This window comes from Agromyces sp. SYSU T00194, from assembly GCF_040496035.1.
GTDB classification, from domain to species: domain Bacteria; phylum Actinomycetota; class Actinomycetes; order Actinomycetales; family Microbacteriaceae; genus Agromyces; species Agromyces chitinivorans.
Map to the genome: position 1 here is coordinate 283,405 of NZ_JBEPJZ010000002.1, position 22,708 is coordinate 306,112.

The following is a 22,708-nucleotide window of genomic DNA, read 5'->3' on the forward strand; positions in this document are numbered from 1 at the left end:
AGAATGGGACGCATGGTCACCCAGCAGCATCCGTGGTCGCGGTACGTGGCGATCGGCGATTCCTTCACCGAGGGCATCGGCGATCCCGAGCCCGGTGTCCCCGGCGGTCACCGCGGATGGGCCGACCGCGTCGCCGAGGTGCTGGCGCGCGGCAGCGACGACTTCGCCTATGCGAACCTCGCGATCCGCGGCCGCCTCATCCAGCAGATCATCGACGAACAGGTCGAGCCGGCCCTCGCGCTGCGTCCCGACCTCATCACCATCTCCGCGGGCGGCAACGACGTGATCCGGCCGGGCACCGACCCCGACGAGATCTCGAGCCGCTTCGAGTACGCCATCCAGCGGCTGGGTCGCGACCGGGCCACGATCGTGCTCTTCACGGGCGTCGACGTGGGCTTCTCCCCCGTCTTCCGCGGCATCCGCGGCAAGGTGGCGATCTACAACGAGAACCTCCGGTCCATCGCGGCCGCGCACGACTGCATCGTGGCCGACCAGTGGGCGCTGCACGAGATCCAGGACCAGCGCATGTGGGCGCCCGACCGACTGCACCTGAACGCGCTCGGCCATCACACGGTCGCTCGGATGGTGCTCGACGCCCTGAACGTCGAGAACGACCTCGAGCCGATGCAACCCGAGCCGCTCGAGCTCCGTCGCTGGCGGCAGGCCCGCGTCGAGGACCTCCAGTGGGCGCGCGAGTACCTGGTGCCGTGGGTCGTGCGCCGCATCCGCCACCAGTCGTCGGGCGATCTCGTTGCGCCCAAGCGCCCGGAGGCCGGGCCCTACTCGGCCGGACCCCCCACCGCGGAGCCGCGCGCCGACTGAGGGTCGAGCCCACCGGGGTTCGACAGCCGCCACCAGGTGCCCGGGTCCTCGAGGCTGCCGTCGAGCGCGAGCGGCACCTCGACGACCTCGTCGCCCGCGCGCACGGTGAGGCTGCCCGCGTCCGCGCCGTCGGTCGCGAGCGCGAGCGGGCGGGCGTCGACCTCGATCGTGATGGGCGTGTCGCTCCAGACGAGCACGGATGCCTCGCCGTCGGCCCGCGCGACCGCCCGATCGCCCCACGCCGTGGCGTAGGCGGCGAACTCGTCGCCGGCGTCGATCACGTCGACCTCGTGGAACCCGGCCGCCGTGGTGTCGAGCAGCCCGGCGATCTCGGCGTTCAGCTCGGGGTGGGTCTCGGCGCCGAGTGCGACGCCGACGAGCGTCACCGTGCGCGAGCCGATCTCGTAGTCGCCGGAGAACAGCAGGCACGCCCCGGCCTCGTCGGTCGTGCCGGTCTTGATGCCGTCGACGCCGTGGGTGCCGAGCAGCCGGTTGGTGTTCTCCACGACGCCGATCGCCGGGAGGTCGGCCGACTCCTGGGCGACGATCGATGCCAGGGCCGGATGCCGTAGGGCGAGTCGCCCGAGTTCGACCAGGTCGGCGGGCGTGCTCCGGCTGTCGGGTGAGAGCCCGCTGGTGTCGACCACGACCGTGTCGTCGAGCCCGTGGGCATCGAGCCAGGCGCGCGCGGCGGAGAGGTAGGCCTCCTCCGACCCGTACGCCCAGATGGCGAGGGACTTCGCGTAGTTGTTGGCCGAGGGCAGCATCATCGCCTCGAGGCTCTGCCGCTCGGTCAGGGTCGACCCGGCGACCACGGGGGCGGTCGAGCCGTTCTCCGCGATGGACTGCCAGTAGATCTGCACGTCCGCCGCCGTGTACGCGATGCCGGGCCCCTGCTCATCGGCGCCGAGCGGCTTCGCATCGAGCACGACGAGCGCGGTCACGACCTTGGTGATGCTCGCGATCGGCACCGGCTCGGTCTCGCCCGACGTCGCCAGGAGCCCGTCGTCGTCGAGCACGCCGATGGCGTACGCCCCCACGTCGGGGGTGTCGAGCTCGGCGGCGGGCGCCGCCTCGAACGGCGGCGACTCGACCACCGCGGCGACCTCCGGCACCTCCGCGTTCAGCGCGTTCGCGGTGTAGAGTCCGCCGGCCGTGACGGCCGCGAGGAACAGCGCGAGCCCGCCGAACACGACGATCCGGCGACGGCGGTAGACACGGCGCGAGGCCCGCGGGGATGGCGGCACCCGCGTCATCCTAGTCGGCGGCCAGTGCGTACAACGCGACCGCACCTGCGGCGGCGACGTTGAGCGAGTCGACCCCGTGCGCCATCGGGATGGTGACGACGCGGTCGGCCGCACGCAGCGCGCGACGGCTGAGGCCGTCGCCCTCGGCGCCGAGCAGGATCGCGACCCGCTCCGGCCGGTGGCGCGCGTAGTCGCGCAGCCCCACCGCGTCGTCGGCCAGCGCCAGCGCGGCCAGCTCGAACCCGCCCGCGTGGAACACCTCGCGCGCGGTGTCCCACTCCCCGATCCGGGTCCACGGCACCTGGAAGACCGTTCCCATGCTGACCCGCACGCTCCGCCGGTACAGCGGGTCCGCGCAGCGCGGCGTGACGAGCACCGCATCCGCCCCGAGCCCGGCGACGCTGCGGAACACGGCGCCGACGTTGGTGTGGTCGACGATGTCCTCGAGCACGACGACGGTGCGGGCATCCGCCAGCAGTTCCGCGGGGTCGGCGAGCGCGGGACGGTGCATCGCCGCGAGGGCGCCGCGGTGCACGCGGTACCCGGTGACCTGCTCGACGAGGGCGGATCCGGCCACGAGCACGTCGACGTCCAGCGGCGCGAGCGTCTCCTCGAGGTCGGGCAGCCACTTGCGCTCGAGCAGCACCGAGCGCGGGCGGTGGCCGGCACGGATCGCCCGCCGGATCACCTTCGCCGACTCGGCGACGTACAGCCCCTCGGCGGGCTCGCGCACGGACCGCAGCGCCACGTCGGTGAGGTCGGTGTAATCGGCGAGCAGCGGATGCCCCGTGTCGGTCAACTCCTGAACGCGCATGCCGTCCTCCCGTCGCGTGTGCCACCAGCCTGCCAGCGTCGGGAAACATTCCCGAAAACTGGGCCTGTCTAGACTGCGAGCATGGGGAGCGAGCGAGCATGAACGCCTCGATCGAGGCGCAGGGCGTACGCGACGCGGGCCTGGACGAGGCCCTCGCGCTCCTGACCGGTGCCCGCATCGGCGTGCTGACCGGCGCGGGCGTGAGCACCGACTCCGGCATTCCCGACTACCGCGGCGAGGGCGCGCCGGTGCGCAACCCGATGACCTTCAGCGCGTTCCAGTCGTCGGAGCGCGCCCGCAAGCGCTACTGGGCCGGCAGCCACCTCGGTTGGCGGAGCTTCGGCACCGCGACGCCGAATGCCGGCCACGGTGCCCTGGTCGACCTGGAGCTCGCCGGCCACGTGACCGGCGTCATCACGCAGAACGTCGACGGCCTGCACCATCGGGCGGGCAGCCGTCACGTGGTCGACCTGCACGGCAGCATGGACCGCGTGGTCTGCCTCGAGTGCGGGCAGCAGTACTCGCGCTTCGCGATCGCCGATCGGCTCGACGCGCTGAACCCGGCGTTCGCACGCCCGGGCGCGGTGCGCCTCGCACCCGACGGCGACGTCGAGGTCGACGACGTCGATGCGATCGTCGTGCCCGGGTGCGAGGTCTGCGGCGGCGTGCTGAAGCCCGACGTGGTGTTCTTCGGCGAGTTCGTGCCGACCGACGTGTTCCAGGCGGCGGCCTCGATCGTGCGCAGTTCCGACGTGCTCCTCGTCGCCGGCTCGTCGCTCGTGGTGAACTCCGGCATGCGCCTGCTCGAGCAGGCGCGGCGCGCCCGCATGCCGATCGTGGTCGTCAACCGCGGCATCACGAAGGGCGACAGCCGCGCCACCGTGAAGCTCGACGCCGGCACGACGGAGACGCTGCTCGCGTTCGCCCGTCACCTGATCGGCGACTGAGCGGATCCCCCGCGGCGCGTCAGCGCCCCGCGACCCGCCGGCCCGACGGCCGGCCGCCGGCGGAGCGCACGCGGGGGGCGCGACCGAGGCCCGGCAGGGTGAGCGCGCCCGTCGTCGGCACCGAGCGGGTGCGACGCCGGCGCCCCTCCCCCACGACCTCCCGCATCAGCGCGAGCAGCCGCTCGGCCGACCGCGCCCAGCTGTACGCATCGGCGCGTGCGACGGACGCCGCGGAGCGGCGCTCCCACTCCTCGGGGTCGTCGAGCGCGCGCACCTGGGCGGCGAGACCGTCGGGATCGTCGGCGCGGAAGTAGCGGGCCGCGTCGCCGCCGATCTCGCGGAAGATCGGGATGTCGCTGACCACGACCGGCGTGCCCACGCGCATCGCCTCGACGAGCGGGATGCCGAACCCCTCGGCCGAGGAGGCGTGCACGAGCGCGGTCGCTCCCGCCAGGAGCTCGCCGTACGCCGCGTCGGACACGCCGTCGTGGAAGACCAGGTGCGCCTGGGGCGCGAGTGCGGTGAGCCGCCGCCGCTCGGCGTCCCCGATGCGGCTGAGCAGGTGCAGCTCGTGGTGCGGCAGCCGTGCTGCGGCCCGCACCAGCGTGTCGACGCCCTTGTACGGCATGAACGAGCCCATGTAGAGCAGCCGGCCGCGGGTCGGCGCACGCCGCGGCAGTGCGACGTCCACGAGCGCGTCCGCGGCGTTGGGCACCACGGCCACCGGGCGCTCGGTGAGCGCATGCTCGGCGATGAGGGAGGCGGTCGTCTGCGACACGGTGACGACGGCGTCGGCGCGGTTCAGGAGCATCCGCTGCGGCCACCAGGCCAGGTGGTAGAGGCGCCAGAGCACCCGCACGAACGCCGGCAGGTCGCGCGGCGGGGTCGGGTGCTCGTAGTAGATCAGGTCGTGCAGCGTGAGCAGCAGCCGGTACCGGCGGCCCCACGAGCCCATCGTCTGCATGGGCGAGAAGACGATGTCGGGCTGCATCCGGTTGACCGTCCTCGCCACCAGCGGCTCGAGCACGCTCGTCGGAGAGCCGACGACCACCCACGGCAGGTCGGGCAGCAGTTCGAGCTGGCGCCGGTCGCTGATGAGCATGGTGACCGGATGCAGCTTCGCGAGCTCGGCCACGATGCCCGCGGTGAACCGGCTGATGCCGTCGTGACGGCCGATCCGGGTGTACCGGCAGTCGACGACGACCCTCACGCGGCACCGCCGCGGGCGGCGCGTGCGTCGAGCCCGGCGAGGAACGCCCGGATGAACCCGGCCGCCGCACCGGGCGTCTCGTAGTGGATCAGGTGCCCGACGCCGTCGATCACCCGCAGGCGGGCGTCGGGCAGCCGCTCGGCGAGCCGGTGCTGCGCCTCTACCGGCGTGATGTCGTCGCGGTCGGCGGCGACCAGCAGCACCGGGAGCGTGAGGCCGTCGACGTAGTCGGACACGTCGCTGCCGACGCTCGCGCGGAACGCCTCCAGGAGCATGTCGCGGTCGTGGAACACCGAGAAGTAGCGATCGTGCTGCCCGTGGATGAAGCGTCGCAGCCGACGGTCGCGCGTCTTGGCCATGCTCACGCTCATCACGCGCACGATCGCACGGTTGCGCAGCAGGGCGAAGCCGAGGCGCTGCGGCAGCGCGGCGGCGATGCGGTAGTAGGCGATCGCGCCCTTGGTGAGCACCGCCCGCGGGCCCTCGAGCGCGGGGGCGGAGATCGGGTTCACGAGCACGACGGCGGATGCCTCGAGCCCGCCCGACACCGCGGCGGCGACCACGATCGACCCGAACGAGTGGCCGAGCACCACCGGCGGCTCGTCGAGGCCGGCGTGGGCGACGAATGCGCGCAGCCACTCGGCGTAGCCCGCGATGTCGTGCGTGCCGGGCAGCGTGCCGGAGGCGCCGAAGCCGGGCAGGTCGGGCGAGAGCACGCGCACGCGGTCGAGCTGCGCCACGAGCGGCTCGAGGCCGTGGTGGTCGCCGCGGAAGCCGTGCACGAGCACGATGGTTCGCGGGGCGTCGGGGTCGCCGTAGTCCCACCAGCGCGTCACGGCGCCGCCGATCGTCGCGGAGCGGCGCCGGACCGGGATGCGCCGGAGCCCGGCGGCGTACGGCGAGTCGTCGGTCATCGCCCCCCAGTGTATTCGGGCGCGGAGGGCCCGGCGCGTCGCCCGCCACTCCGCTGTGGGTACCGCGGGATGTGGGTGCCCGCTCGTAGGGTGACGAACGTGGACACCCTGCGACGCACCTGGACCGATCGGCTGGCCGTGTTCGACCTCGAGACGACGGGCGTCGATCCGGAGACCTGCCGCATCGTCACCGCGCACCTCGGCGTGCTCGACGGCGACGGACACGTGGTGGGGGCGCACGACTGGCTGCTCGACCCGGGCGTTGACATCCCCGAGGAGGCCTCCGCGATCCACGGCGTGACGACGGCGCGCGCCCGCGCCGAGGGCATGCGCGCCCACGAGGGCGTCGCGCAGCTCATCGACGCGATCGCGCACCTGCTCGCGCAGGGCGTGCCGCTCGTGGCGTACAACGCCGCCTACGACCTGACCGTGCTCGACCGCGAGGCGAAGCGCTACGCCGTGCCGCCGCTGCACGCTCCGTCACCCGTCATCGACCCGTACGTCATCGACAAGGCGCTCGACCGGTACCGACGCGGCAAGCGCACGCTCTCGGTCACCGCCGCGCACTACGGCGTCGACCTGGACGCCGCCCACGAGGCCTGCGCCGACGCGGTCGCCGCCGGGCGGGTGGCGCTCGCCCTCGCAGACGCCTTCCCCGAGCTGCACGCCCTCGACGTCGACGAGCTGCACGCCCGGCAGGTCGGCTGGGCCCGCGACCAGGCCGCCGGCTACCAGGCCTGGCGCCGGGCGAACGGCAGCCCCGACTTCACGACCTCGGGCGCCTGGCCGAGCCGCTGAGCGCCGCCGCGCCATCGCGGTGCGCTCGGGGCCGGCCGTGCCCGCAGCCGGGCATGCCGAAGGGCCGGGCGGCCTTGACCGCCCGGCCCTTCGCGGCGTGACTACTTGCCGAAGTTCTTGAAGCGCTGGTTGAACTTCTCGACGCGGCCGGCCGAGTCGAGGATGCGCTGCTTGCCCGTGTAGAACGGGTGCGAGGCCGAGGAGATCTCGACGTCGATGACCGGGTAGGTGCTGCCGTCCTCCCACTCGATCGTCTTGTCGCTCGAGACGGTCGAACGGGTGAGGAACGTCGCACCCGACGAGAGGTCGCGGAAGACCACCGGAGCGTAGTCGGGGTGGATGTCAGTCTTCATCAGTGTTCCTTGCTGGTGGTGTGCGTGGATCTGCCGCCGGAACCGGCGGAGAAGCATGTGGGCCCTACGGGCCAGCTATCGATCTTAGCAGATCGCAGCCGGCACCGACGTCATTCGGCGCGTGCCCAGAAGCGGCCGTCGCGCTCCTCGAGCGCGATGCCCATGCCGAAGGTGCTCGAGAGGTGCTCGCCCGTGAGGGTCTCGCCGAGCGGGCCGGCCTGCACGACCTTGCCGTCGGCCAGCAGCAGGGCGTGGGTGAACCCGTTCGGGATCTCCTCGACGTGGTGGGTGACCATGACGATCGCCGGGGCGTTCGGCGAGCTCGCGTAGCCGCCCAGGAGCTCGACGAGCTCCTCGCGGGCGCCGAGGTCGAGGCTCGCGGCCGGCTCGTCGAGGAGGAGCAGTTCGGGGTCGGTCATGACGGCGCGCGCGATCTGCACGCGCTTCTGCTCGCCGTCGCTCAGGCTGCCGAAGCGGCGGTCGGCCAGGGCATCGAGCTTCCACTCGGCCAGCACGCGCTGCGCGCGCCGGGTGTCGATGTCCTCGTACTGCTCGTTCCAGCGGCCGGTGACCGAGTAGGCGGCGGTCAGCACGACGTCGAGCACGGTCTCGTTCTTCGGCACCTTGCGGGCCATCGCCGTCGAGGCGAAGCCGATCATCGGGCGGAGCTCGAACACGTCGACCTTGCCGAGGGTCTCCTGGAGGATCTCGGCGGTGCCCGACGACGGGTGCATCGCGGCGGCCGCGATCTGCAGCAGCGTGGTCTTCCCGGCTCCGTTCGGGCCGAGCACGACCCAGCGCTGGTCCGACTCCACCGTCCAGTCCACGTCGTCGAGGATGGTGTTGCCGTCGCGGACAACCGAGACGTCGGAGAGCTGCAGCACGGTGGTCGACATGCTCCAAGCCTATCCGGCGCCGACGGGTGGTCCGTGCCTGTCCACGACGCCCCGCGCGTCAGGCCGAGTGGCCGAGCACGTCCCGGTAGATCTCGCGCGTGCGCTCCGCGATCGCCGTCCAGTCGAAGTGCCGTTCGGCCCGCTCCCGGCCCGCACGCCCGAACTCGGCCGCACGTGCGGGGTCGTCGACCACCTCGGTGAGTGTCGCCGCGAGGTCGGCGACGAAGCGGTCGGGGTCGACCGGCGTGCCCGTGCCGTCGTCGACCTGCTCGATGGGGACGAGTCGGCCCGTCACGCCGTCGTCGACGACCTCGGGGATGCCGCCGGTCGCGGTGCCGACGACGGCGATGCCGCAGGCCATCGCCTCCAGGTTCACGATGCCGAGCGGCTCGTACACCGACGGGCAGACGAACGTGGTGCCCGCGCTCAGCACGGCCGCGAGCTCGGGCTGCGGCAGCAGGCGCTCGATCCAGACGACGCCCTCGCGCTCGGCGCGCAGCTCCTCGACGAGGCCCGTCACCTCGGCCATGATCTCGGGCGTGTCCGGCGCCCCGGCGCAGAGCACGAGCTGCACGTCGGCGGGCAGCGCGCGCGCGGCGCGCAGCAGGTACGGCAGGCCCTTCTGGCGGGTGATGCGGCCGACGAACACGACCGAGCGCCGGTCGGGGTCGATGCCCAGCGCGCGCACCGTGTCGGCGTCGTCCACCGGCGTCCAGCGCTGGAGGTCGATGCCGTTGTAGACGACCCGCACGTCGGCGGGGTCGAGCGACGGGTAGCTGCGCAGGATGTCGCGGCGCATCCCCTCGCTCACGGCGATCACCGCGTCGGCGGCCTCGAAGGCGGTGCGCTCGGCCCAGCTGGACACGCGGTACCCGCCGCCGAGCTGCTCCGCCTTCCACGGCCGGAGCGGCTCGAGGCTGTGCGCCGTGACGACGTGCGGCACGCCGTGCAGCAGTTTCGCGAGGTGGCCCGCGGAGTTGGCGTACCACGTGTGCGAGTGCACCACGTCGGCGCCCGCGGCGTCCTGGGCCATGGCGAGGTCGACGCCCAGCGTGCTGATCGCGGGGTTCGCGCCCTCCAGCCCGCCCGGCACCGCGTAGGCGTAGGTGTCGGGCTCGTCGCGGGGCGCGCCGAAGCAGCGCACGGTCACGTCGATGTCGCGCCGCAGGGCTCGGACGAGCTCGGCGACGTGCACGCCGGCGCCTCCGTAGACCTCCGGCGGATACTCACGGGTCATCAGGTCCACGCGCATGCGGCAACGCTAGCGCAGACACGGGGAGAAACCTCCCGTCAACCCGCTGCGGATCCGGCCGCGACGTGACTACGCTGGGGCCATGACGCCTCGGAAGATCTTCGGAATCGTCCTCGCGGGCGGCGAGGGGAAGCGGCTGATGCCGCTCACCGAGGACCGGGCCAAGCCGGCAGTGCCGTTCGGGGGCCAGTACCGGCTCATCGACTTCGCGCTGTCGAACCTGATCAACTCCGGCCTCACCCAGATCGTCGTCCTCACCCAGTACAAGTCGCACAGCCTCGACCGGCACGTGTCGCAGACGTGGCGGCTCAGCGGCCTGCTGAACTCATACGTCGCGTCCGTGCCCGCGCAGCAGCGGCTCGGCAAGCGATGGTTCTCGGGGTCCGCCGACGCGATCCTGCAGAGCCTCAACCTGATCCACGACGAGAACCCCGACATCATCGTGGTGGTCGGCGCCGACCACGTGTACCGCATGGACTTCGCCCAGATGATCGAGGCGCACGTCGAGTCGGGCCTCGACGCCACCGTTGCGGCCATCCGACAGCCCATCTCGCTCGCGGACCAGTTCGGCGTCATCGAGGTCGACGACGACAACCCCGCCCGCATCCAGCGGTTCCTCGAGAAGCCGAAGGACCCGGTCGGGCTCCCGGACGCCCCGCACGAGGTGCTCGCCTCGATGGGCAACTACGTGTTCAACGCCGACGCGCTGATCGACGCGGTGCTGCGCGACGGCGAGCTCACCGACTCGAACCACGACATGGGCGGCGACATCGTGCCCGCGTTCGTCTCGCAGGGCCGGGCCGGCGTCTACGACCTCCGGCGCAACTCCGTGCCGGGCTCGACCGATCGCGACCGGTACTACTGGCGCGACGTCGGCACCATCGACTCGTTCTTCGAGGCGCACCAGGACCTCATCTCGGTGCTGCCCGTCTTCAACCTGTACAACCGCGAATGGCCGATCTTCAGCCAGCAGCGCAACTCCCCGCCCGCCAAGTTCACCCGCGACGCCCGCGGCACCCTCGGCACCATGATCGACTCGATCGTCTCGCTCGGCTCGGTCATCTCGGGGGCCCACGTCGAGCGCAGCGTGCTCGGCCCGTGGGCGACGGTGGGCTCCGGGGCGCACGTGGCCGACTCGATCGTGTTCGACCGGGCGAGCATCGAGGCGGGGGCCACCGTGCGCCGCGCCATCCTCGACAAGGACGTCGTCGTGGAGGCGGGAGCGCAGGTCGGGGTCGATCCCGAGCTCGACCGCTCGCGCGGGTTCATCGTCACCCCGAGCGGCATCACGGTCGTGGGCAAGGGCTCACGGGTCCGGCGGGCGAACTGACGTGACCGGTGCTCCCCCGCGGCGTTCCGGCGCCGCGTTCCTCGTCGTGCTCGACGCGGACTCGACACTGCTCGAGGACGAGGCGATCGAACTGATCGCGGATGCCGCGGGCAGTCGCGCGCACGTCGCCCTGGTGACCGAGCGCGCCATGCGCGGCGAGCTCGACTTCTCGGAGAGCCTGCGCGAGCGCGTCGCGACCCTCGCCGGCCTGCCCGCCGCGGCGCTCGACGGCGTCCGCGCACAGGTGCGCGTGACGCCCGGGGCGCGCGAGCTGGTCGACGCCGTGCACGCCGCCGGCGGACGCGTCGGCGTGGTCTCCGGCGGCTTCCACGAGCTGCTCGACCCGATCGCCGACGACCTCGGCCTCGACTTCTGCCGGGCGAACCGCCTGGAGGTGGCGGACGGGGCGCTGACCGGCCGGGTCACGGGAGCGATCGTCGACGCGCACGCGAAGGCGGAGGCGCTGCGCGAGTGGGCGGCCGCCAGCGGGCTCGCGACCGACCGTACGATCGCGGTCGGCGACGGCGCGAACGACCTCGAGATGATGCGCGCGGCGGCACTCGGCGTCGCGTTCGACGCCAAGCCGGTCGTGCGCCGACGCGCCGACGTCGCGATCGACGTGCGCGACCTGTCGACGGTGCTCGCCCTCGCGGGCCTGCGCGGCTGAGGCCCGGATGCCGGGGCGTGCGCCCCGGAGCATCCGCTCGCCCCACCCGTCGGACGGGCGCGGCCTCGGGTCAGTGCCCCATGCCGAGGCCGCCGTCGACGGGGATGACCGCACCCGAGACGTAGGCGGCGTCGTCGCTCGCGACCCAGGAGACCACGCGGGCCACCTCGTCGGGCGTCGCGAAGCGGCCGGCGGGGATGTTCGCCTTGTACTGCGCCTGCTGCTCCTCGGGGAGCGCGGCCGTCATGTCGGTCTCGATGAAGCCGGGCGCGACGACGTTCGCGGTGATGCCGCGGCCGCCGAGCTCGCGCGTGACCGAGCGCGCGAAGCCCACCAGGGCGGCCTTCGACGACGCGTAGTTCACCTGGCCGGCCGAGCCGTACAGGCCGACCACGCTCGAGATGAGCACGATACGGCCGTAGCGGCCCTTGAGCATGCCCTTCGAGGCGCGCTTGACGACGCGGAAGGTGCCCGTGAGGTTCGTGTCGAGCACGCTCGTGAAGTCGTCCTCGCTCATGCGCATGAGCAGCATGTCGCGGGTGACGCCGGCGTTCGCGACGAGCACCTCGACCGGGCCGAGCTGCTGCTCGACCTCGGTGAAGGCGGCATCGACGGATGCCTGGTCGGTCACGTCCGCGCGCACGGTGAGCGTGCCCTCGGGGCCCTCGCCCGAACGGGCGGTCACGGCGACGCGGTGCCCCAGCTCGACGAAGCGCTGGGCGATGGCGTAGCCGATGCCCCGGTTGCCTCCGGTCACGAGCACGGTGCGGCTGTCGGTCATGGTTCTCCGTTCGTCGGGTGCGGGCCGCGTCTCAGCATAGGGCGTCACGCATGCGGCTCGACGGACGTACCCTTGAGGGGAGGGCCTGCCGCCCCGCACATCATGATGAAGCATCCGCAATCGGTCACCTCGCTCCCCCAGTCGCCGGACGACGAGCGGCGATCGCGCATGCGCAAGTACACGATCGCGATGTCGATCCGCGTGCTGTGCGTGCTGGGCATGATCTGGGCCCAGGGCTGGTGGCTGGTCGTCTGCGCCGCGGGCGCCATCTTCCTGCCGTACGTCGCGGTCGTGCTCGCCAACGTCGCGACCGCACGACCCGGCGCCGTCGAGCGGCCCGGCGCGATCGTGCGGCCGCCCGACCGGGAGCAGACGACCGACCGGCACCCGGAGGACGCCTCGTGATCGGCATCGGCGAGACCCCGCACGCCCGCACCTGCTCGCGGGCCGGATGCCGGGAGCCGGCCACCCACCGCATCGACTGGCGCAACCCGCGCATCCACGACGCCGATCGCCGCAAGACGTGGCTCGCCTGCGACGCGCACGTCGGCTACCTGCAGGAGTTCCTGGCGGCGCGCGACTTCCCGCTCGACGTCGCCCGGCTCGACGACGACGCGACGGCGGAGGCCCGGTGAGCGACTGGCGGTTCCTGCTCAGCAGGCGCTGGGCGGGCTACCTCGCCCTGACGATCGTGTTCGCGATCGTCTGCGTCGCGCTCGGCACCTGGCAGCTGAACCGGCGCGCGGAGGCCCTGACGGAGGTCGCGCGCATCGACGCGAACTACGACGCCGATCCGGTGCCGATCGCCGAGGCGCTGCCCGACCCGGCCGCATTCGACGACGACCTGAAGTGGCTGCCGGTCGCCGTGAGTGGCGAGTGGATGCCCGAGGAGCAGGTGCTCGTGCGCAACCGGCCGTACTCGGGCGCCTCCGGCTACGAGGTCATCACCCCGTTCCGGCTCGACGACGGCCGCGTGTTCATGATCGACCGCGGTTGGATCCAGGCGCCGGTGGACGGCACCGCGGTCGACGTGCCCGGCGTGCCCGCCGGACGGGTCGAGGTCGCGGCGCGCCTCAAGGCCGGCGAGGACGTCATCGCCGGGCGCAGCTCGAGCGGCGACCTGCTCGCGACCATCGACCTCGACGAGCTCGCGACCCGCGTCGACGCGCCGTCGTACACCGGCGCCTACGGGCTGCTCGTGCAGTCGGCCGCCGAGGCCGACGAGCCGCCGCTGCCCGCGATGCGCCCCGAACGCGACGAGGGACCGCACCTGTCGTACGCGTTCCAGTGGTTCGTCTTCGCGCTGATGGCGTTCGTCGGGCTCGGATGGGCCGCTCGCCAGGAGCGGCGGTCGCGGGCCGAGGAGGACGGCGAGGCCCCCGTCGCCCCGCCGAAGCCGCGCCGGCGCGCGCCGAGCGACGCGGACGTCGAGGACGGGATCCTCGACGTCCGCCGCTGAGGCGCACCGCGCGGGCGGGCGCGGCCCGGAGGCATCCGCTCTCCCGCCGACCACCGAGCAGGTGCCCGGCGATGCCGCTCACGCGAGCTCGATGAGCTCCTGGTACTCGGCGCTCCAGTGGTCCTCGACGCCGTCGGGCATGACGAGCACGCGCTCGGGGTTCAGTGCCTCGACCGCACCCGGGTCGTGGCTCACGAGCACGACCGCGCCCTCGTAGTGCGCGAGCGCGTCGAGGATCTCGGCGCGGCTGGCCGGGTCGAGGTTGTTCGTCGGCTCGTCGAGGAGCAGCACGTTCGCACCGGAGACCACGATCATCGCGAGCGCCAGGCGCGTCTTCTCACCGCCCGAGAGCACGCCGGCCGGCTTGTGCACGTCGTCGCCCGTGAACAGGAACGAGCCGAGCACCTTGCGCGCCTCGGTCTCGGTGAGGTTCGGCGACGACGACACCATGTTCTGCAGCACCGTGCGCGCGACGTCGATCGTCTCGTGCTCCTGCGCATAGTAGCCGATGCGCAGCCCGTGGCCGGGCTCGATGCCGCCCGTGTCGGGGCGGTCGACGCCGCCGAGGATGCGCAGGAGCGTGGTCTTGCCGGCGCCGTTCAGGCCGATCACGACGACCTTCGAGCCGCGGTCGATCGCGAGGTCGACGGCGGTGAAGATCTCGAGTGACCCGTAGCTCTTCGAGAGGTCGCTCGCGGCGAGCGGCGTGCGGCCGCAGGCGGCGGGCGTGGGGAACCGCAGCTTCGCCACGCGGTCGACCTGGCGCACCTCCTCGAGGCCCGACAGCAGCTTCTCGGCACGTGCGACCATCTGGTGCGCGGCGGCGGCCTTCGTCGCCTTGGCGCCGAACTTCGCGGCCTGCTGGCGGAGGGCGTCGGCCTTCTTCTCGGCGTTCACCCGCTCCTTCTTGCGCCGCTCCTCGTCGGCCGCGCGCTGGCGCAGGTAGTGCTTCCAGCCCATGTTGTAGATGTCGATGACCGAGCGGTTGGCGTCGAGGTAGAAGACGCGGTTGACCGTCTCCCCCACGAGCTCGACGTCGTGGCTGATCACGATGACCCCGCCGCGGTACGACTTCAGGAACTCGCGCAGCCACACCACCGAGTCGGCGTCGAGATGGTTCGTCGGCTCGTCGAGGATCATGGTGGACGCGTCGGAGAAGAGGATGCGGGCCAGCTCGATGCGTCGCCGCTGGCCGCCCGACAGCGTCTTCAGCGGCTGGTCGAGGATGCGGTCGGGCAGGTTCAGGTTCGAGGCGATCGACGCGGCCTCGGACTCGGCGCCGTACCCGCCGAGCGCGGTGAAGCGGTCGGTGAGGTTGCCGTAGCGGCGCATGGCCTTCTCGGCGACGGCCGGGTCGTCGCTGCCCATCGCCTCCGAGGCGCGGTGCAGGTCGAGCACGAGCGTGCCCAGGCCGCGCGCGTCGAGGATGCGGGTGCGCGCGAGCTGCTCGGGGTCGCCCGAGCGCGGGTCCTGCGGCAGGTAGCCGATCTCGCCCGAGCGGTCGACCCGCCCGCCGGTGGGCAGGGTCTCCCCCGCCAGCACCTTCGTGAGGGTCGTCTTGCCGGCGCCGTTGCGACCGACGAGGCCGATCTTGTCTCCGTCGGCGACCCGGAAGTCGACGTGCTCCATGAGCACGCGCGCACCCACGCGGATCTCGAGGTCGTGGACGGCGAGCACGGTGGAACCCTTCGTGGAGGTGGTGGGAGGACGATCAGCGGCGACGGCGCAGCGACCCAGTCTACGGGGTCGCGCGGGTCGCGCTCCCCGCTGTCGGCGGGGCAGGCGATGATCGGGGCATGGCAGGCCCCCGATCCGAGCGTGCGCTCGCCGCCGCGCGCATGCGTGCGCACGGGCTCGTCGAGCCGCTCGAGACCCCCGGCGCGGTCGTCGAACGACTGCTGTGCGTCCAGGCGCAGGACCTCCCGGCCGCGAAGTGGGCGATCGCGGCGCGCACCGCTGCCGCGCGCGTGCCCGACGTCGACCGAGCGATCGACCGCGGCGAGATCGTGCGCACCTGGCCCATGCGCGGCACGCTGCACCTGTTGCCCGCCGGCGACGTGCGGTGGATGCTCGGGCTCACCGCCGAGCGCATGCGACGGGCATCCGCTCGCCGTCGGGAGCAGCTCGGCCTGACCGATCGAGACGTGGTGCGCGCCGCCGACGCGAGCGTCGGCGCCCTGTCGGGCGGGCGTGCGCTGGACCGAGCGCGACTGTTCGCCTCGTGGAACGCCGCCGGCGTCGACACCGCCGGCCAGCGCGGGTACCACCTGCTCTCGCTGCTCGCGATCGACGGACTCGTCTGCCACGGGCCCGTCGAGGGGCGGAACCAGCGGTTCGTGCTGCTCGAGGAGTGGGCGCCCCGGCAGCGGGAGCTCGCCGGCGACGAGGCGCTCGCCGAGCTGGCCGTGCGCTACCTGCGCGGGCACGGCCCGGCGACCGAGCGCGACCTCGCCTGGTGGGCGGGCCTGCCGCTCGGTGCGGTGCGACGCGGGGTCGCGGCGGCCGGCACGGCGCTCGTGCGCGACGGGCAGGACCGCCTCTCCGGCGCCGACGCGCCCGCGCCGGCGGCGGGCGGCGAGCTGCCCACCGTCGCCCTGCCCGGGTTCGACGAGTACTTCCTCGGCTACGCCGACCGCACGCCGCTCGCGCCGCCCGACGCGATCGCGCGCATCGTGCCCGGCGGCAACGGCGTGTTCCGCCCGATCGTGGTGGCGTCGGGCCGCGTCGCCGGCACCTGGTCCAGCACCCGCACGGGCATGCGCGCGATCGTCGACGTCGATCCGTTCCGTGACCTCACCGCACGCGAGCGACGCCGGCTCGCGGCATCCGTGCGCCGCTGGGGATGCGCCACCGGTGCCGACGCCGAGCTCGCCGAACCCGCCTCAGCCGACGTCGAGCGCGAGTGACCGCCGGAGCGTCAGCACGCGCGCGACGCTCTCGTCGATCGATGCCTCGTCGATGCGGCCCGACTCGACGGCCGCCGCGATGCCGTCGATGAGCGCGTCGACGTCGATGCCCACCGTCGACGGATCGCCGGGCAGCACGTAGAGCAGCATGTCCTGGCCGGCGGCGAGGGCGCGGATCGCGTTCTCGACGGGGTCGGCGAACTCGGCGACGCCCGAGCGCTGCAGCATGAGCATGTCGTCGGTGATCGCGACGCCCTCGAATCCCAGGTCGGCGCGCAGCACGTCCATCCACGCGGACGACACGGTGGCGGGCTCCGCGTCCACCGCGGTGAACCGGAGGTGCCCCGACATGACGAGCTCGGCCCCCGCCTCGATGCCGGCGGCGAACGGCACGGCCGCTCCGGCCTCCCAGTCGGCGAGCGACAGGTCGGTCTGCGGGATGGAGGTGTGCGAGTCGCCCGGCGCGGCCCCGTGCCCGGGGAAGTGCTTGAGCGTGCTGTACACGACGCCCTGCTCGGCACCCACTGCTGCGGCCACGCGATCGGCCGCAGCCGTCGGATCGGTGCCGAGCACGCGGGGGTGGATGAACGAACCGGGATCGGCGGTCACGTCGGCGACGATCCCGAAGTTCACGTTCGCCCCCGCGTCGGCGAGCAGCCCGGCCCGCGTCGTGAACGCGTCGGTCGTGGCCTCTACGGGCTGCGACTTCAGCACGTCGGCGCCCGCTGCCGCATCCCACGTCAGCCTGCTGACGATGCCGCCCTCCTGGTCGATCGCGACCAGCGGCGGCAGGTCGTCGTCGACGACGAGGCCGTCCGTCAGGGCACGCAGCGCCGCCGGGTCGGCCGGCACGTTGTCGCCCATGAGGATGACGCCGCCCAACCCGTACCGCTCGATGTCGGCGCGGATGGGCGCCGGATCGACGCCGGGCCGATGCAGCATCAACAGCGCCCCGACCTTCTCCTCGAGGTCCATGTCGGCCATCGCGGCGGTGACCGAGACGGCCACGGGATCGAACGGCTCCGGCGTGGCGGTCGTGCTCGGCACGGGTCGCGGCTCGGCCGCCTCGGTCGGCGTCGGCTCGGGCAGGGACTGCGCAGCGGCGCATCCGCCCAGCGCCCCCAGCACGGCGACCGCGAGGATCGCCGGAGCGACGTACCGCAGCGGACTCATGAGCGCCGAGTCTAGCCGCCGAATCCGGGCACGGGCCGGGTCACTCCGGCGTGCGCGACGCTACGCTGAGACCAGCACGGAGTCGGAGGGGGCGATGACGCAGCAGGCGAACGGCGCAGAACGCACGCCCATCGATGCAATCGACCGGCGCATCGTCGCGGAGTTGAGCCGGGACGGCCGCCTGTCGGTGCGCACCCTCGCGGAACGCGTGCACATCTCTCGCACCTCCGCCCACAACCGGGTGCAGTCGCTCGTGCGGCGCGGCGTCATCACCGGGTTCGGCGCGCAGGTCGACCGCAAGGCGATCGGACTCAACGTGACCGCCCTCGTCGTCGTGCGCATCCAGGACGCGCCGTGGGAGCGCATCGCGGAACAGCTCGCGCAGCTGCCGTTCGTCGAGAAGGTGCAGGCCGTCTCGGGTGACATCGACATCATGCTCACCGTGAGCGCGCCCGACCACGAGCAGCTCAGCCAGGCGATCCTGCGCGACATCCACGACATGCCCGGGGTCGTGTCGACCCGGTCGCACCTCGTGCTCTACGAGATCGACGGCAGGCCACCCGCGCAGTCGCTCGACATCTGGCAGTAGCGGAGCGGACGCCGCGGGCGTGTGGATCCTCCCCCGTACCGCGTCGGCCGGCCGCAGCCGAACTCCCGCCTAGAAGAACTCGTCCGGTGTGCCGGCCGCGCGCTCGACGTCCTTCGTGTCGGCGCCCGCGCTGCGCAGCTTCGCCACCGCGACCCGCAGCCCCGACTCCATCTGCGCCGACCAGGCGTCGGACTCGCGCGCGGACGCCTCGGCGGCGCGCGCGCGTTCCTCGGACACGGCGGCGGCCTCGCGTGCGGCGTCGACCTGCTGCATCGAGAGCGACACCGCGTAGTAGGCGGCGACCATGGTCGCGATCGGCACGGAGATCACCGCGAGGGCGCTGATCGCCTCGCCGCTCACGTTGAAGGCGATGAGCAGCGCGAAGGCGAGGAAGAGCGCCACGACACCGGCCAGGACGATGACCATGAACCGCAGGTTCGTGGGCCACTCGGGCACGCCGCGCTTCTTCGGTCCCGCCTCGGGCCGGTCGTCCTGATCGATCGCGAACGCGTCCGCGTCGTCCTCCCGCACCTCGGGCTCGGGCGCCTCGCGCCCGGCGATGGTCGGACGGGAAAACTCTGCTGACATGTCTGACTCCCCTCGTGCGTCACGGCAGACGTACCCGACAAGTTTGGTTCTCCCCCGTCCGGGGGTCAAGGCGACGCGCACGAATGGCGCGGACGCGTGCCGTGATCGGCATGTGTCGTCGAACGCGGCGGTCCGATGCACGAGGCTGGTCGCCGCCCCGGTCGCGGCCACGACGTGCGGCTCGGTTCCGGAGATGGCGAAACCCCCGGGATTCCTTGAATTCCCGGGGGTTCTCGGTGGATCTGAGGGGACTCGAACCCCTGACCCCCTGCATGCCATGCAGGTGCGCTACCAGCTGCGCCACAGACCCGTTCGCCTCCATCGGAGGCAACTCGACAAGCTTACAACATCTTCCCGAGTGCGGAGAAATCGACGAACGCTCAGGCGCCGTGCGGCAGCAGCGATGCGACATCGATGACCGGGCAGTCGCGCCAGAGCCGCTCGAGTCCGTAGTACATCCGCTCCTCCTCGTGGAAGACGTGCACCACGAGGTCGCCGAAGTCGAGCAGCACCCAGCGCCCCTCCGCTCGGCCCTCGCGACGGATCGCGTGGACGCCGTGCTCGCGCAGTGCGTCCTCGACGCCGTCGGCGATCGCCACGACGTTGCGCTCGGAACGGCCCGAGACCAGGAGGAAGACGTCGGCGAGCGGCAGCGGCTCCGACACGTCGAGGGCGACGAGGTCGACGCCGCCCTTCGCGTCGGCGGCGGCCGCGGCGATGCCCAGCTGGTGCCGGGCGTCGTCGGAAGCGGTCATCGTGCGGGTTCCCCCTCGATCAGAACAGGTTCAGGACGTAGCCGGCGACGAGCGTGCCCACGACGCCGAGCGCGAGCACGCCGGCGGTCACCGCGAGGACGAGGGGCACGTTGATGCCCTCCTTCTTCGGCGGCGTGATGACCCCGCGCTGCGAGGTCTGCGTGCTCACGGCACGCGCGGCGGAGATGGGGGCGACACCGCCGCCGGTGTCCTCCATCTGGTCGAACAGGCTGTCCAGGTCGGGCGAGTCGATGTGGCTCGGGTGGGCGCCGGTCGATCCGTAGCTGCGCGGCAGGTCGATCGAACCCGTGACCATGACCTCGCCGGTCGCCGGGTGCATCATCGCACCGGGGTTCGGGAGGCTGGGCAGGATGAGCGCGCTCGTCGTCGTGGCGCCGCCGCTGCCGGAGCCGCCACGGGCGAGGAGCTGGTCGAACGGCGTCGGGGCGTCGGGCTCGTCCTCCGACGCCATCTGCAGGCTCCAGTGCCCCGTCGGCGTCGACGGGGTGGGCGCGGGCGTGTCGGTCGCCACCGGCTCGAACGTCGGTGCGGGTGCCGCGTCGGCGGCGTGGTGCGAGGTCATCGCGACCGGAGCGGCGGAGCGTTCCGGTGCCGGCGCGGGCCGGGCGGGCGGGGCCGGCGGCAGGTTCGGGGCGTCGAGCTCGTCCTGTGCGCTCGCCCCCTGGCTCTCCAGCAGCGCGCGCAACTCGCGGCGGGTCAGGGTGCGCTCGGGAGCGGATGCCTCGGGAGCCGGTGCGGGCAGCGGCGTGGACGCCGGCGCGGCACGGCGCACCGGGGGCGACGGCGGCAGTGGAGCCGACTGCTGCGGCGGGTACGCGGGTGACGGCGCTTGGCGGACGGGCGCGGCGGGCGGCGCCGACGGAGCCGGCGGCGGGGCGACGGGCGCAGCCGCGGGCGGCGCGGCGAACTGCGGCGCGGACGGCTCGGGCTGCGCAGCATCCGGGGTCGCCTGAGCGCCCTGCTGTGCCAGCAGGCGCTCGCGCTCACGGGCTTCGCGGCGCGTCAGTGGCGGATCCTGCCACGACGTCATTCGAGACTCCGATACAGACGGTGCTTGGAGATGTACTGGACGACCCCGTCGGGCACCAAGTACCACACCGGATCTCCCCGGCGCACCCTGTTCCGGCAGTCGGTGGACGAGATCGCAAGTGCCGGAACCTCCAGCAAGCTTACGTCGGCCTCGGGCAAACCCGAAACGGAGAGCACATGTCCCGGACGACTCACAGCTACGAAGTGCGCCTGCTCCCAGAGGGCCCCGACATCCTTCCAGGACAGGATCTGTGCCACCGCGTCGGCGCCCGTGATGAAGAACAGCTCCGCGTCTGGCCGCTGGCGACGGATGTCGCTGAGCGTGTCGGTCGTGTACGTCGGACCCGCGCGGTCGATGTCGACGCGGCTCACCGTGAAGCGGGGGTTCGACGCGGTGGCGATCACGGTCATCAGGTAGCGGTGCTCGGCCTCCGTGACCGCGTCCTTGTGGGACGGCCGCCCGGTCGGGACGAAGACGACCTCGTCGAGCCCGTACGAGTGCGCCACCTCGCTGGCCGCGACCAGATGGCCGTGGTGCACGGGATCGAACGTCCCGCCCATCACGCCGATGCGCGGGCGTCGCGCCTGGTCGGCCACGGTGGCGTCGATGCTAGTGGTGGTGGCCCGGTTCCTCGCCCGCGGCCACGCGAGCCGCGAAGGCGTCGGACTTCTCGCGGTGGCGGTTCGCCACGTCGCGGTACGACCACGTGACGAAGCCCAGCGCGATGAAGATCACCATGGCGATCACGCCGTAGATGATCGGGTCCATCGGGAGTTCGCGGGCGAATTCCGTCTCGGCGAGCACCGTGGTCATGACCTGCATGGCGTGTTCCTCCATCTCGCGCGTCGGGTCGCGCGCCCGTCCAGTCTAGCGATGCCGTCGGGTGTCAGCCGCGCACCTGCCCGTCACCGCGTACGAGCCACTTGCTGCTCGTGAGTTCGGGCAGGCCCATGGGGCCGCGCGCGTGCAGCTTCTGGGTCGAGATGCCCACCTCGGCGCCGAACCCGAACTCGCCGCCGTCGGTGAAGCGCGTCGACGTGTTGACCATCACCGCGGCCGCGTCGACCTCGGCGAGGAAGCGCTCCGCCGCGGAGAGGTCGTCGGTCACGATGGCCTCGGTGTGGCGCGTCGAGTAGCGGTCGATGTGCGCGAGCGCCTCGTCGAGGTCGTCCACGACGCGCATCGAGAGCTCGAGCGACATGTGCTCGGTCGCGTAGTCCTCCTCGCCCGCGGGCTGCACCTCGGGGCGCACCGCGCGCACGGCGTCGTCGCCGCGCACGAGCACGCCTGCGCCGATCAGGCGGTCGAGCACCGCCGGGAGCAGTCGGTCGGCCGCGGCCCGGTGCACGAGCACGGTCTCGAGCGCGTTGCAGACGCTCGGGCGCTGCACCTTGGCGTTGTGCACCAGCTCGACCGCGCGCTCGAGCGGCGCGCTCTCGTCGAGGAACATGTGCACGACCCCCGCCCCGGTCTCGATCACGGGCACGGTGGACTCGCCGACCACCGTCTCGATGAGGCCGGCGCTCCCGCGCGGGATGAGCACGTCGATGCGCCCGCGCGCGTGCATCATGGCCCGTGCGCCCTCGCGCCCGAAGTCGTCGACCGTCTGCACGGCGCCCTCCGGAAGCCCCGCCGTGGCGAGGCCCTCGCGCAGCACGCCGACGAGGACGTGGTTCGTGCGCTCGGCGGCCGAACCGCCGCGCAGCACCACGGCGTTGCCGCTCTTGATCGCGAGTGCGGCGATGTCGACCGTGACGTTCGGGCGCGCCTCGTAGATCGCCCCGACCACCCCGAGCGGCACGCGCACCTGCTCGATGCGGATGCCGTTGGGCAGGCGCCGGCCGCGGATGGACTCGCCGACCGGGTCCTCGAGGCGCACGACGTCGCGCACGGCATCTGCGAGCGCGGTGACCCGCTGCGGCGTGAGCGTGAGCCGGTCGAGCAGCCCGTCGCCGAGGCCGTCGGCGCGGCCCGCCGCGATGTCCTGCTCGTTGGCCGCGAGGATCGCCGGCTCATGGGCCAGCAGCGCGGCGGCGATCGCCTCGAGCGCGGCATCCTTCACGGCCGTCGGCCGGGTGCCGAGCACTCGCGAGGCGTGGCGCGCCTCGTCGAACCGGGCGGCGAGGACGGGGTCGATGGCGACGGTGGACTGCATG

26 protein-coding genes and 1 tRNA gene are annotated in these 22,708 nt (G+C 72.9%); 10 read left to right on the top strand and 17 right to left on the bottom strand.

Annotation, left to right across the window (positions count from 1 at the left end):
• The first annotated feature begins 12 nt into the window (after positions 1–12).
• On the top strand, positions 13–822 hold the full coding sequence (locus tag ABZK10_RS14110; RefSeq protein WP_353809935.1) for an SGNH/GDSL hydrolase family protein: 810 nt from the start codon (positions 13–15) through the stop codon (positions 820–822).
• On the opposite strand, the gene ABZK10_RS14115 is transcribed toward ABZK10_RS14110, so the two are convergent.
• Both ABZK10_RS14115 and ABZK10_RS14120 read right to left on the bottom strand, forming a co-directional pair.
• The gene (locus ABZK10_RS14115) at positions 780–2,069 is read right to left on the bottom strand and encodes a D-alanyl-D-alanine carboxypeptidase family protein (protein WP_353809936.1); all 1,290 of its coding nucleotides are present in this window, start codon (positions 2,067–2,069) and stop codon (positions 780–782) included. The genes ABZK10_RS14110 and ABZK10_RS14115 overlap by 43 nt on opposite strands.
• A gap of 10 nt (positions 2,070–2,079) precedes the next feature.
• Entirely contained in the window at positions 2,080–2,883 is an 804-nt protein-coding gene (locus ABZK10_RS14120) for a TrmH family RNA methyltransferase (RefSeq protein ID WP_353809937.1), read from the bottom strand.
• Positions 2,884–2,981: 98 nt separating this feature from the next.
• On the opposite strand from ABZK10_RS14120, the gene ABZK10_RS14125 reads away from it, so the two are divergent.
• Positions 2,982–3,830 carry a Sir2 family NAD-dependent protein deacetylase gene (locus tag ABZK10_RS14125; protein ID WP_353809938.1) on the top strand — a complete coding sequence of 283 codons (849 nt, stop codon included), beginning with the start codon at positions 2,982–2,984 and terminating at the stop codon, positions 3,828–3,830.
• Between the two features lie 19 nt (positions 3,831–3,849).
• On the opposite strand, the gene ABZK10_RS14130 is transcribed toward ABZK10_RS14125, so the two are convergent.
• Together ABZK10_RS14130 and ABZK10_RS14135 are read right to left on the bottom strand one after the other, a co-directional pair.
• Positions 3,850–5,040 carry a glycosyltransferase family 4 protein gene (locus tag ABZK10_RS14130; RefSeq protein ID WP_353809939.1) on the bottom strand — a complete coding sequence of 397 codons (1,191 nt, stop codon included), beginning with the start codon at positions 5,038–5,040 and terminating at the stop codon, positions 3,850–3,852.
• On the bottom strand, positions 5,037–5,954 hold the full coding sequence (locus tag ABZK10_RS14135) for an alpha/beta fold hydrolase (RefSeq protein ID WP_353809940.1): 918 nt from the start codon (positions 5,952–5,954) through the stop codon (positions 5,037–5,039). Before ABZK10_RS14135 ends, ABZK10_RS14130 begins: the two co-directional genes overlap by 4 nt.
• A 99-nt stretch (positions 5,955–6,053) precedes the next feature.
• On the opposite strand from ABZK10_RS14135, the gene ABZK10_RS14140 reads away from it, so the two are divergent.
• Positions 6,054–6,752: a 3'-5' exonuclease gene (locus ABZK10_RS14140; RefSeq protein WP_353809941.1), complete on the top strand. Its 699-nt coding sequence runs from the start codon at positions 6,054–6,056 to the stop codon at positions 6,750–6,752.
• 101 nt (positions 6,753–6,853) lie between these two features.
• Here the strand turns inward: ABZK10_RS14140 and ABZK10_RS14145 are convergent, their stop codons facing one another.
• The 3 genes from ABZK10_RS14145 to glgA all read right to left on the bottom strand — a co-directional run bounded on the left by ABZK10_RS14145 (position 6,854) and on the right by glgA (position 9,253).
• Positions 6,854–7,105, bottom strand: a complete 252-nt coding sequence (locus ABZK10_RS14145; RefSeq protein ID WP_353809942.1) for a type B 50S ribosomal protein L31 — start codon at positions 7,103–7,105, stop codon at positions 6,854–6,856.
• A 110-nt stretch (positions 7,106–7,215) separates the two neighbouring features.
• On the bottom strand, positions 7,216–8,001 hold the full coding sequence (locus ABZK10_RS14150) for an ABC transporter ATP-binding protein (RefSeq protein WP_353809943.1): 786 nt from the start codon (positions 7,999–8,001) through the stop codon (positions 7,216–7,218).
• A gap of 58 nt (positions 8,002–8,059) precedes the next feature.
• On the bottom strand, positions 8,060–9,253 hold the full coding sequence (gene glgA / locus ABZK10_RS14155; RefSeq protein ID WP_353809944.1) for a glycogen synthase: 1,194 nt from the start codon (positions 9,251–9,253) through the stop codon (positions 8,060–8,062).
• Between the two features lie 82 nt (positions 9,254–9,335).
• On the opposite strand from glgA, the gene glgC reads away from it, so the two are divergent.
• Both glgC and serB read left to right on the top strand, forming a co-directional pair.
• Positions 9,336–10,583: a glucose-1-phosphate adenylyltransferase gene (gene glgC / locus ABZK10_RS14160; RefSeq protein ID WP_353809945.1), complete on the top strand. Its 1,248-nt coding sequence runs from the start codon at positions 9,336–9,338 to the stop codon at positions 10,581–10,583.
• A gap of 1 nt (position 10,584) precedes the next feature.
• Positions 10,585–11,250 (top strand): phosphoserine phosphatase SerB, encoded by a 666-nt coding sequence (gene serB / locus ABZK10_RS14165; protein ID WP_353809946.1) that lies wholly within the window; start codon positions 10,585–10,587, stop codon positions 11,248–11,250.
• Between the two features lie 70 nt (positions 11,251–11,320).
• On the opposite strand, the gene ABZK10_RS14170 is transcribed toward serB, so the two are convergent.
• Positions 11,321–12,031, bottom strand: coding sequence for a beta-ketoacyl-ACP reductase (locus ABZK10_RS14170; RefSeq protein WP_353809947.1), 711 nt, complete (start codon positions 12,029–12,031; stop codon positions 11,321–11,323).
• Positions 12,032–12,199: 168 nt separating this feature from the next.
• On the opposite strand from ABZK10_RS14170, the gene ABZK10_RS14175 reads away from it, so the two are divergent.
• Genes ABZK10_RS14175 through ABZK10_RS14185 form a run of 3 tightly spaced genes read left to right on the top strand, consistent with a single transcriptional unit; the run spans position 12,200 to position 13,490 of the window.
• Positions 12,200–12,436 carry a DUF3099 domain-containing protein gene (locus ABZK10_RS14175; RefSeq protein ID WP_436408536.1) on the top strand — a complete coding sequence of 79 codons (237 nt, stop codon included), beginning with the start codon at positions 12,200–12,202 and terminating at the stop codon, positions 12,434–12,436.
• Complete coding sequence (locus ABZK10_RS14180) at positions 12,433–12,666, top strand: hypothetical protein (protein ID WP_353809949.1); 234 nt, start codon at positions 12,433–12,435, stop codon at positions 12,664–12,666. The genes ABZK10_RS14175 and ABZK10_RS14180 overlap by 4 nt, the downstream gene beginning before the upstream one ends.
• The gene (locus ABZK10_RS14185) at positions 12,663–13,490 is read left to right on the top strand and encodes an SURF1 family cytochrome oxidase biogenesis protein (protein WP_353809950.1); all 828 of its coding nucleotides are present in this window, start codon (positions 12,663–12,665) and stop codon (positions 13,488–13,490) included. Before ABZK10_RS14180 ends, ABZK10_RS14185 begins: the two co-directional genes overlap by 4 nt.
• Before the next feature lie 78 nt (positions 13,491–13,568).
• Here ABZK10_RS14185 and abc-f read toward each other — a convergent pair whose 3' ends face one another.
• A complete protein-coding gene (gene abc-f, locus ABZK10_RS14190; protein ID WP_353809952.1) occupies positions 13,569–15,167 on the bottom strand; it encodes a ribosomal protection-like ABC-F family protein in 1,599 nt (532 codons plus the stop codon).
• 119 nt (positions 15,168–15,286) lie between these two features.
• Here abc-f and ABZK10_RS14195 point away from each other — a divergent pair, with 119 nt between their 5' ends.
• Positions 15,287–16,396, top strand: a complete 1,110-nt coding sequence (locus tag ABZK10_RS14195) for a winged helix DNA-binding domain-containing protein (protein ID WP_353809953.1) — start codon at positions 15,287–15,289, stop codon at positions 16,394–16,396.
• Here ABZK10_RS14195 and ABZK10_RS14200 read toward each other — a convergent pair.
• A complete protein-coding gene (locus ABZK10_RS14200) occupies positions 16,373–17,569 on the bottom strand; it encodes a glycoside hydrolase family 3 N-terminal domain-containing protein (protein WP_353809954.1) in 1,197 nt (398 codons plus the stop codon). The genes ABZK10_RS14195 and ABZK10_RS14200 overlap by 24 nt on opposite strands.
• A 94-nt stretch (positions 17,570–17,663) precedes the next feature.
• On the opposite strand from ABZK10_RS14200, the gene ABZK10_RS14205 reads away from it, so the two are divergent.
• Positions 17,664–18,158 (top strand): Lrp/AsnC family transcriptional regulator, encoded by a 495-nt coding sequence (locus ABZK10_RS14205; protein ID WP_353809955.1) that lies wholly within the window; start codon positions 17,664–17,666, stop codon positions 18,156–18,158.
• Between the two features lie 69 nt (positions 18,159–18,227).
• Here the strand turns inward: ABZK10_RS14205 and ABZK10_RS14210 are convergent, their stop codons facing one another.
• From ABZK10_RS14210 to ABZK10_RS14240, 7 genes are all read right to left on the bottom strand, one after another.
• A complete protein-coding gene (locus tag ABZK10_RS14210; RefSeq protein WP_353809956.1) occupies positions 18,228–18,746 on the bottom strand; it encodes a hypothetical protein in 519 nt (172 codons plus the stop codon).
• 237 nt (positions 18,747–18,983) lie between these two features.
• Positions 18,984–19,056 (bottom strand) — tRNA-Ala (locus tag ABZK10_RS14215).
• A gap of 70 nt (positions 19,057–19,126) precedes the next feature.
• A complete protein-coding gene (gene rsfS, locus ABZK10_RS14220) occupies positions 19,127–19,501 on the bottom strand; it encodes a ribosome silencing factor (protein ID WP_353809957.1) in 375 nt (124 codons plus the stop codon).
• A 19-nt stretch (positions 19,502–19,520) separates the two neighbouring features.
• Positions 19,521–20,552 (bottom strand): hypothetical protein, encoded by a 1,032-nt coding sequence (locus ABZK10_RS14225; RefSeq protein ID WP_353809958.1) that lies wholly within the window; start codon positions 20,550–20,552, stop codon positions 19,521–19,523.
• A complete protein-coding gene (gene nadD, locus ABZK10_RS14230) occupies positions 20,549–21,148 on the bottom strand; it encodes a nicotinate-nucleotide adenylyltransferase (protein ID WP_353809959.1) in 600 nt (199 codons plus the stop codon). Before nadD ends, ABZK10_RS14225 begins: the two co-directional genes overlap by 4 nt.
• 13 nt (positions 21,149–21,161) lie before the next feature.
• Entirely contained in the window at positions 21,162–21,374 is a 213-nt protein-coding gene (locus ABZK10_RS14235) for a hypothetical protein (protein WP_353809960.1), read from the bottom strand.
• A 64-nt stretch (positions 21,375–21,438) separates the two neighbouring features.
• Positions 21,439–22,707: a glutamate-5-semialdehyde dehydrogenase gene (locus tag ABZK10_RS14240; RefSeq protein WP_353809961.1), complete on the bottom strand. Its 1,269-nt coding sequence runs from the start codon at positions 22,705–22,707 to the stop codon at positions 21,439–21,441.
• Between the last annotated feature and the right edge of the window lies 1 nt (position 22,708).

Bases quoted from the DNA above. Each gene is read 5' to 3' on its own strand.
- ABZK10_RS14120 (WP_353809937.1), bottom strand. From the start codon at position 2,883: ATGCGCGTTCAGGAGTTGACCGACACGGGGCATCCGCTGCTCGCCGAT.
- ABZK10_RS14235 (WP_353809960.1), bottom strand. From the start codon at position 21,374: ATGCAGGTCATGACCACGGTGCTCGCCGAGACGGAATTCGCCCGCGAA.
- glgC (WP_353809945.1), top strand. From the start codon at position 9,336: ATGACGCCTCGGAAGATCTTCGGAATCGTCCTCGCGGGCGGCGAGGGG.
- ABZK10_RS14125 (WP_353809938.1), top strand. From the start codon at position 2,982: ATGAACGCCTCGATCGAGGCGCAGGGCGTACGCGACGCGGGCCTGGAC.
- ABZK10_RS14195 (WP_353809953.1), top strand. From the start codon at position 15,287: ATGGCAGGCCCCCGATCCGAGCGTGCGCTCGCCGCCGCGCGCATGCGT.
- ABZK10_RS14145 (WP_353809942.1), bottom strand. From the start codon at position 7,105: ATGAAGACTGACATCCACCCCGACTACGCTCCGGTGGTCTTCCGCGAC.
- ABZK10_RS14175 (WP_436408536.1), top strand. From the start codon at position 12,200: ATGCGCAAGTACACGATCGCGATGTCGATCCGCGTGCTGTGCGTGCTG.
- ABZK10_RS14135 (WP_353809940.1), bottom strand. From the start codon at position 5,954: ATGACCGACGACTCGCCGTACGCCGCCGGGCTCCGGCGCATCCCGGTC.
- ABZK10_RS14200 (WP_353809954.1), bottom strand. From the start codon at position 17,569: ATGAGTCCGCTGCGGTACGTCGCTCCGGCGATCCTCGCGGTCGCCGTG.
- ABZK10_RS14170 (WP_353809947.1), bottom strand. From the start codon at position 12,031: ATGACCGACAGCCGCACCGTGCTCGTGACCGGAGGCAACCGGGGCATC.
- rsfS (WP_353809957.1), bottom strand. From the start codon at position 19,501: ATGACCGCTTCCGACGACGCCCGGCACCAGCTGGGCATCGCCGCGGCC.
- glgA (WP_353809944.1), bottom strand. From the start codon at position 9,253: ATGCGCGTGGACCTGATGACCCGTGAGTATCCGCCGGAGGTCTACGGA.
- ABZK10_RS14240 (WP_353809961.1), bottom strand. From the start codon at position 22,707: ATGCAGTCCACCGTCGCCATCGACCCCGTCCTCGCCGCCCGGTTCGAC.
- ABZK10_RS14205 (WP_353809955.1), top strand. From the start codon at position 17,664: ATGACGCAGCAGGCGAACGGCGCAGAACGCACGCCCATCGATGCAATC.
- ABZK10_RS14225 (WP_353809958.1), bottom strand. From the start codon at position 20,552: ATGACGTCGTGGCAGGATCCGCCACTGACGCGCCGCGAAGCCCGTGAG.
- ABZK10_RS14150 (WP_353809943.1), bottom strand. From the start codon at position 8,001: ATGTCGACCACCGTGCTGCAGCTCTCCGACGTCTCGGTTGTCCGCGAC.
- ABZK10_RS14110 (WP_353809935.1), top strand. From the start codon at position 13: ATGGTCACCCAGCAGCATCCGTGGTCGCGGTACGTGGCGATCGGCGAT.
- ABZK10_RS14210 (WP_353809956.1), bottom strand. From the start codon at position 18,746: ATGTCAGCAGAGTTTTCCCGTCCGACCATCGCCGGGCGCGAGGCGCCC.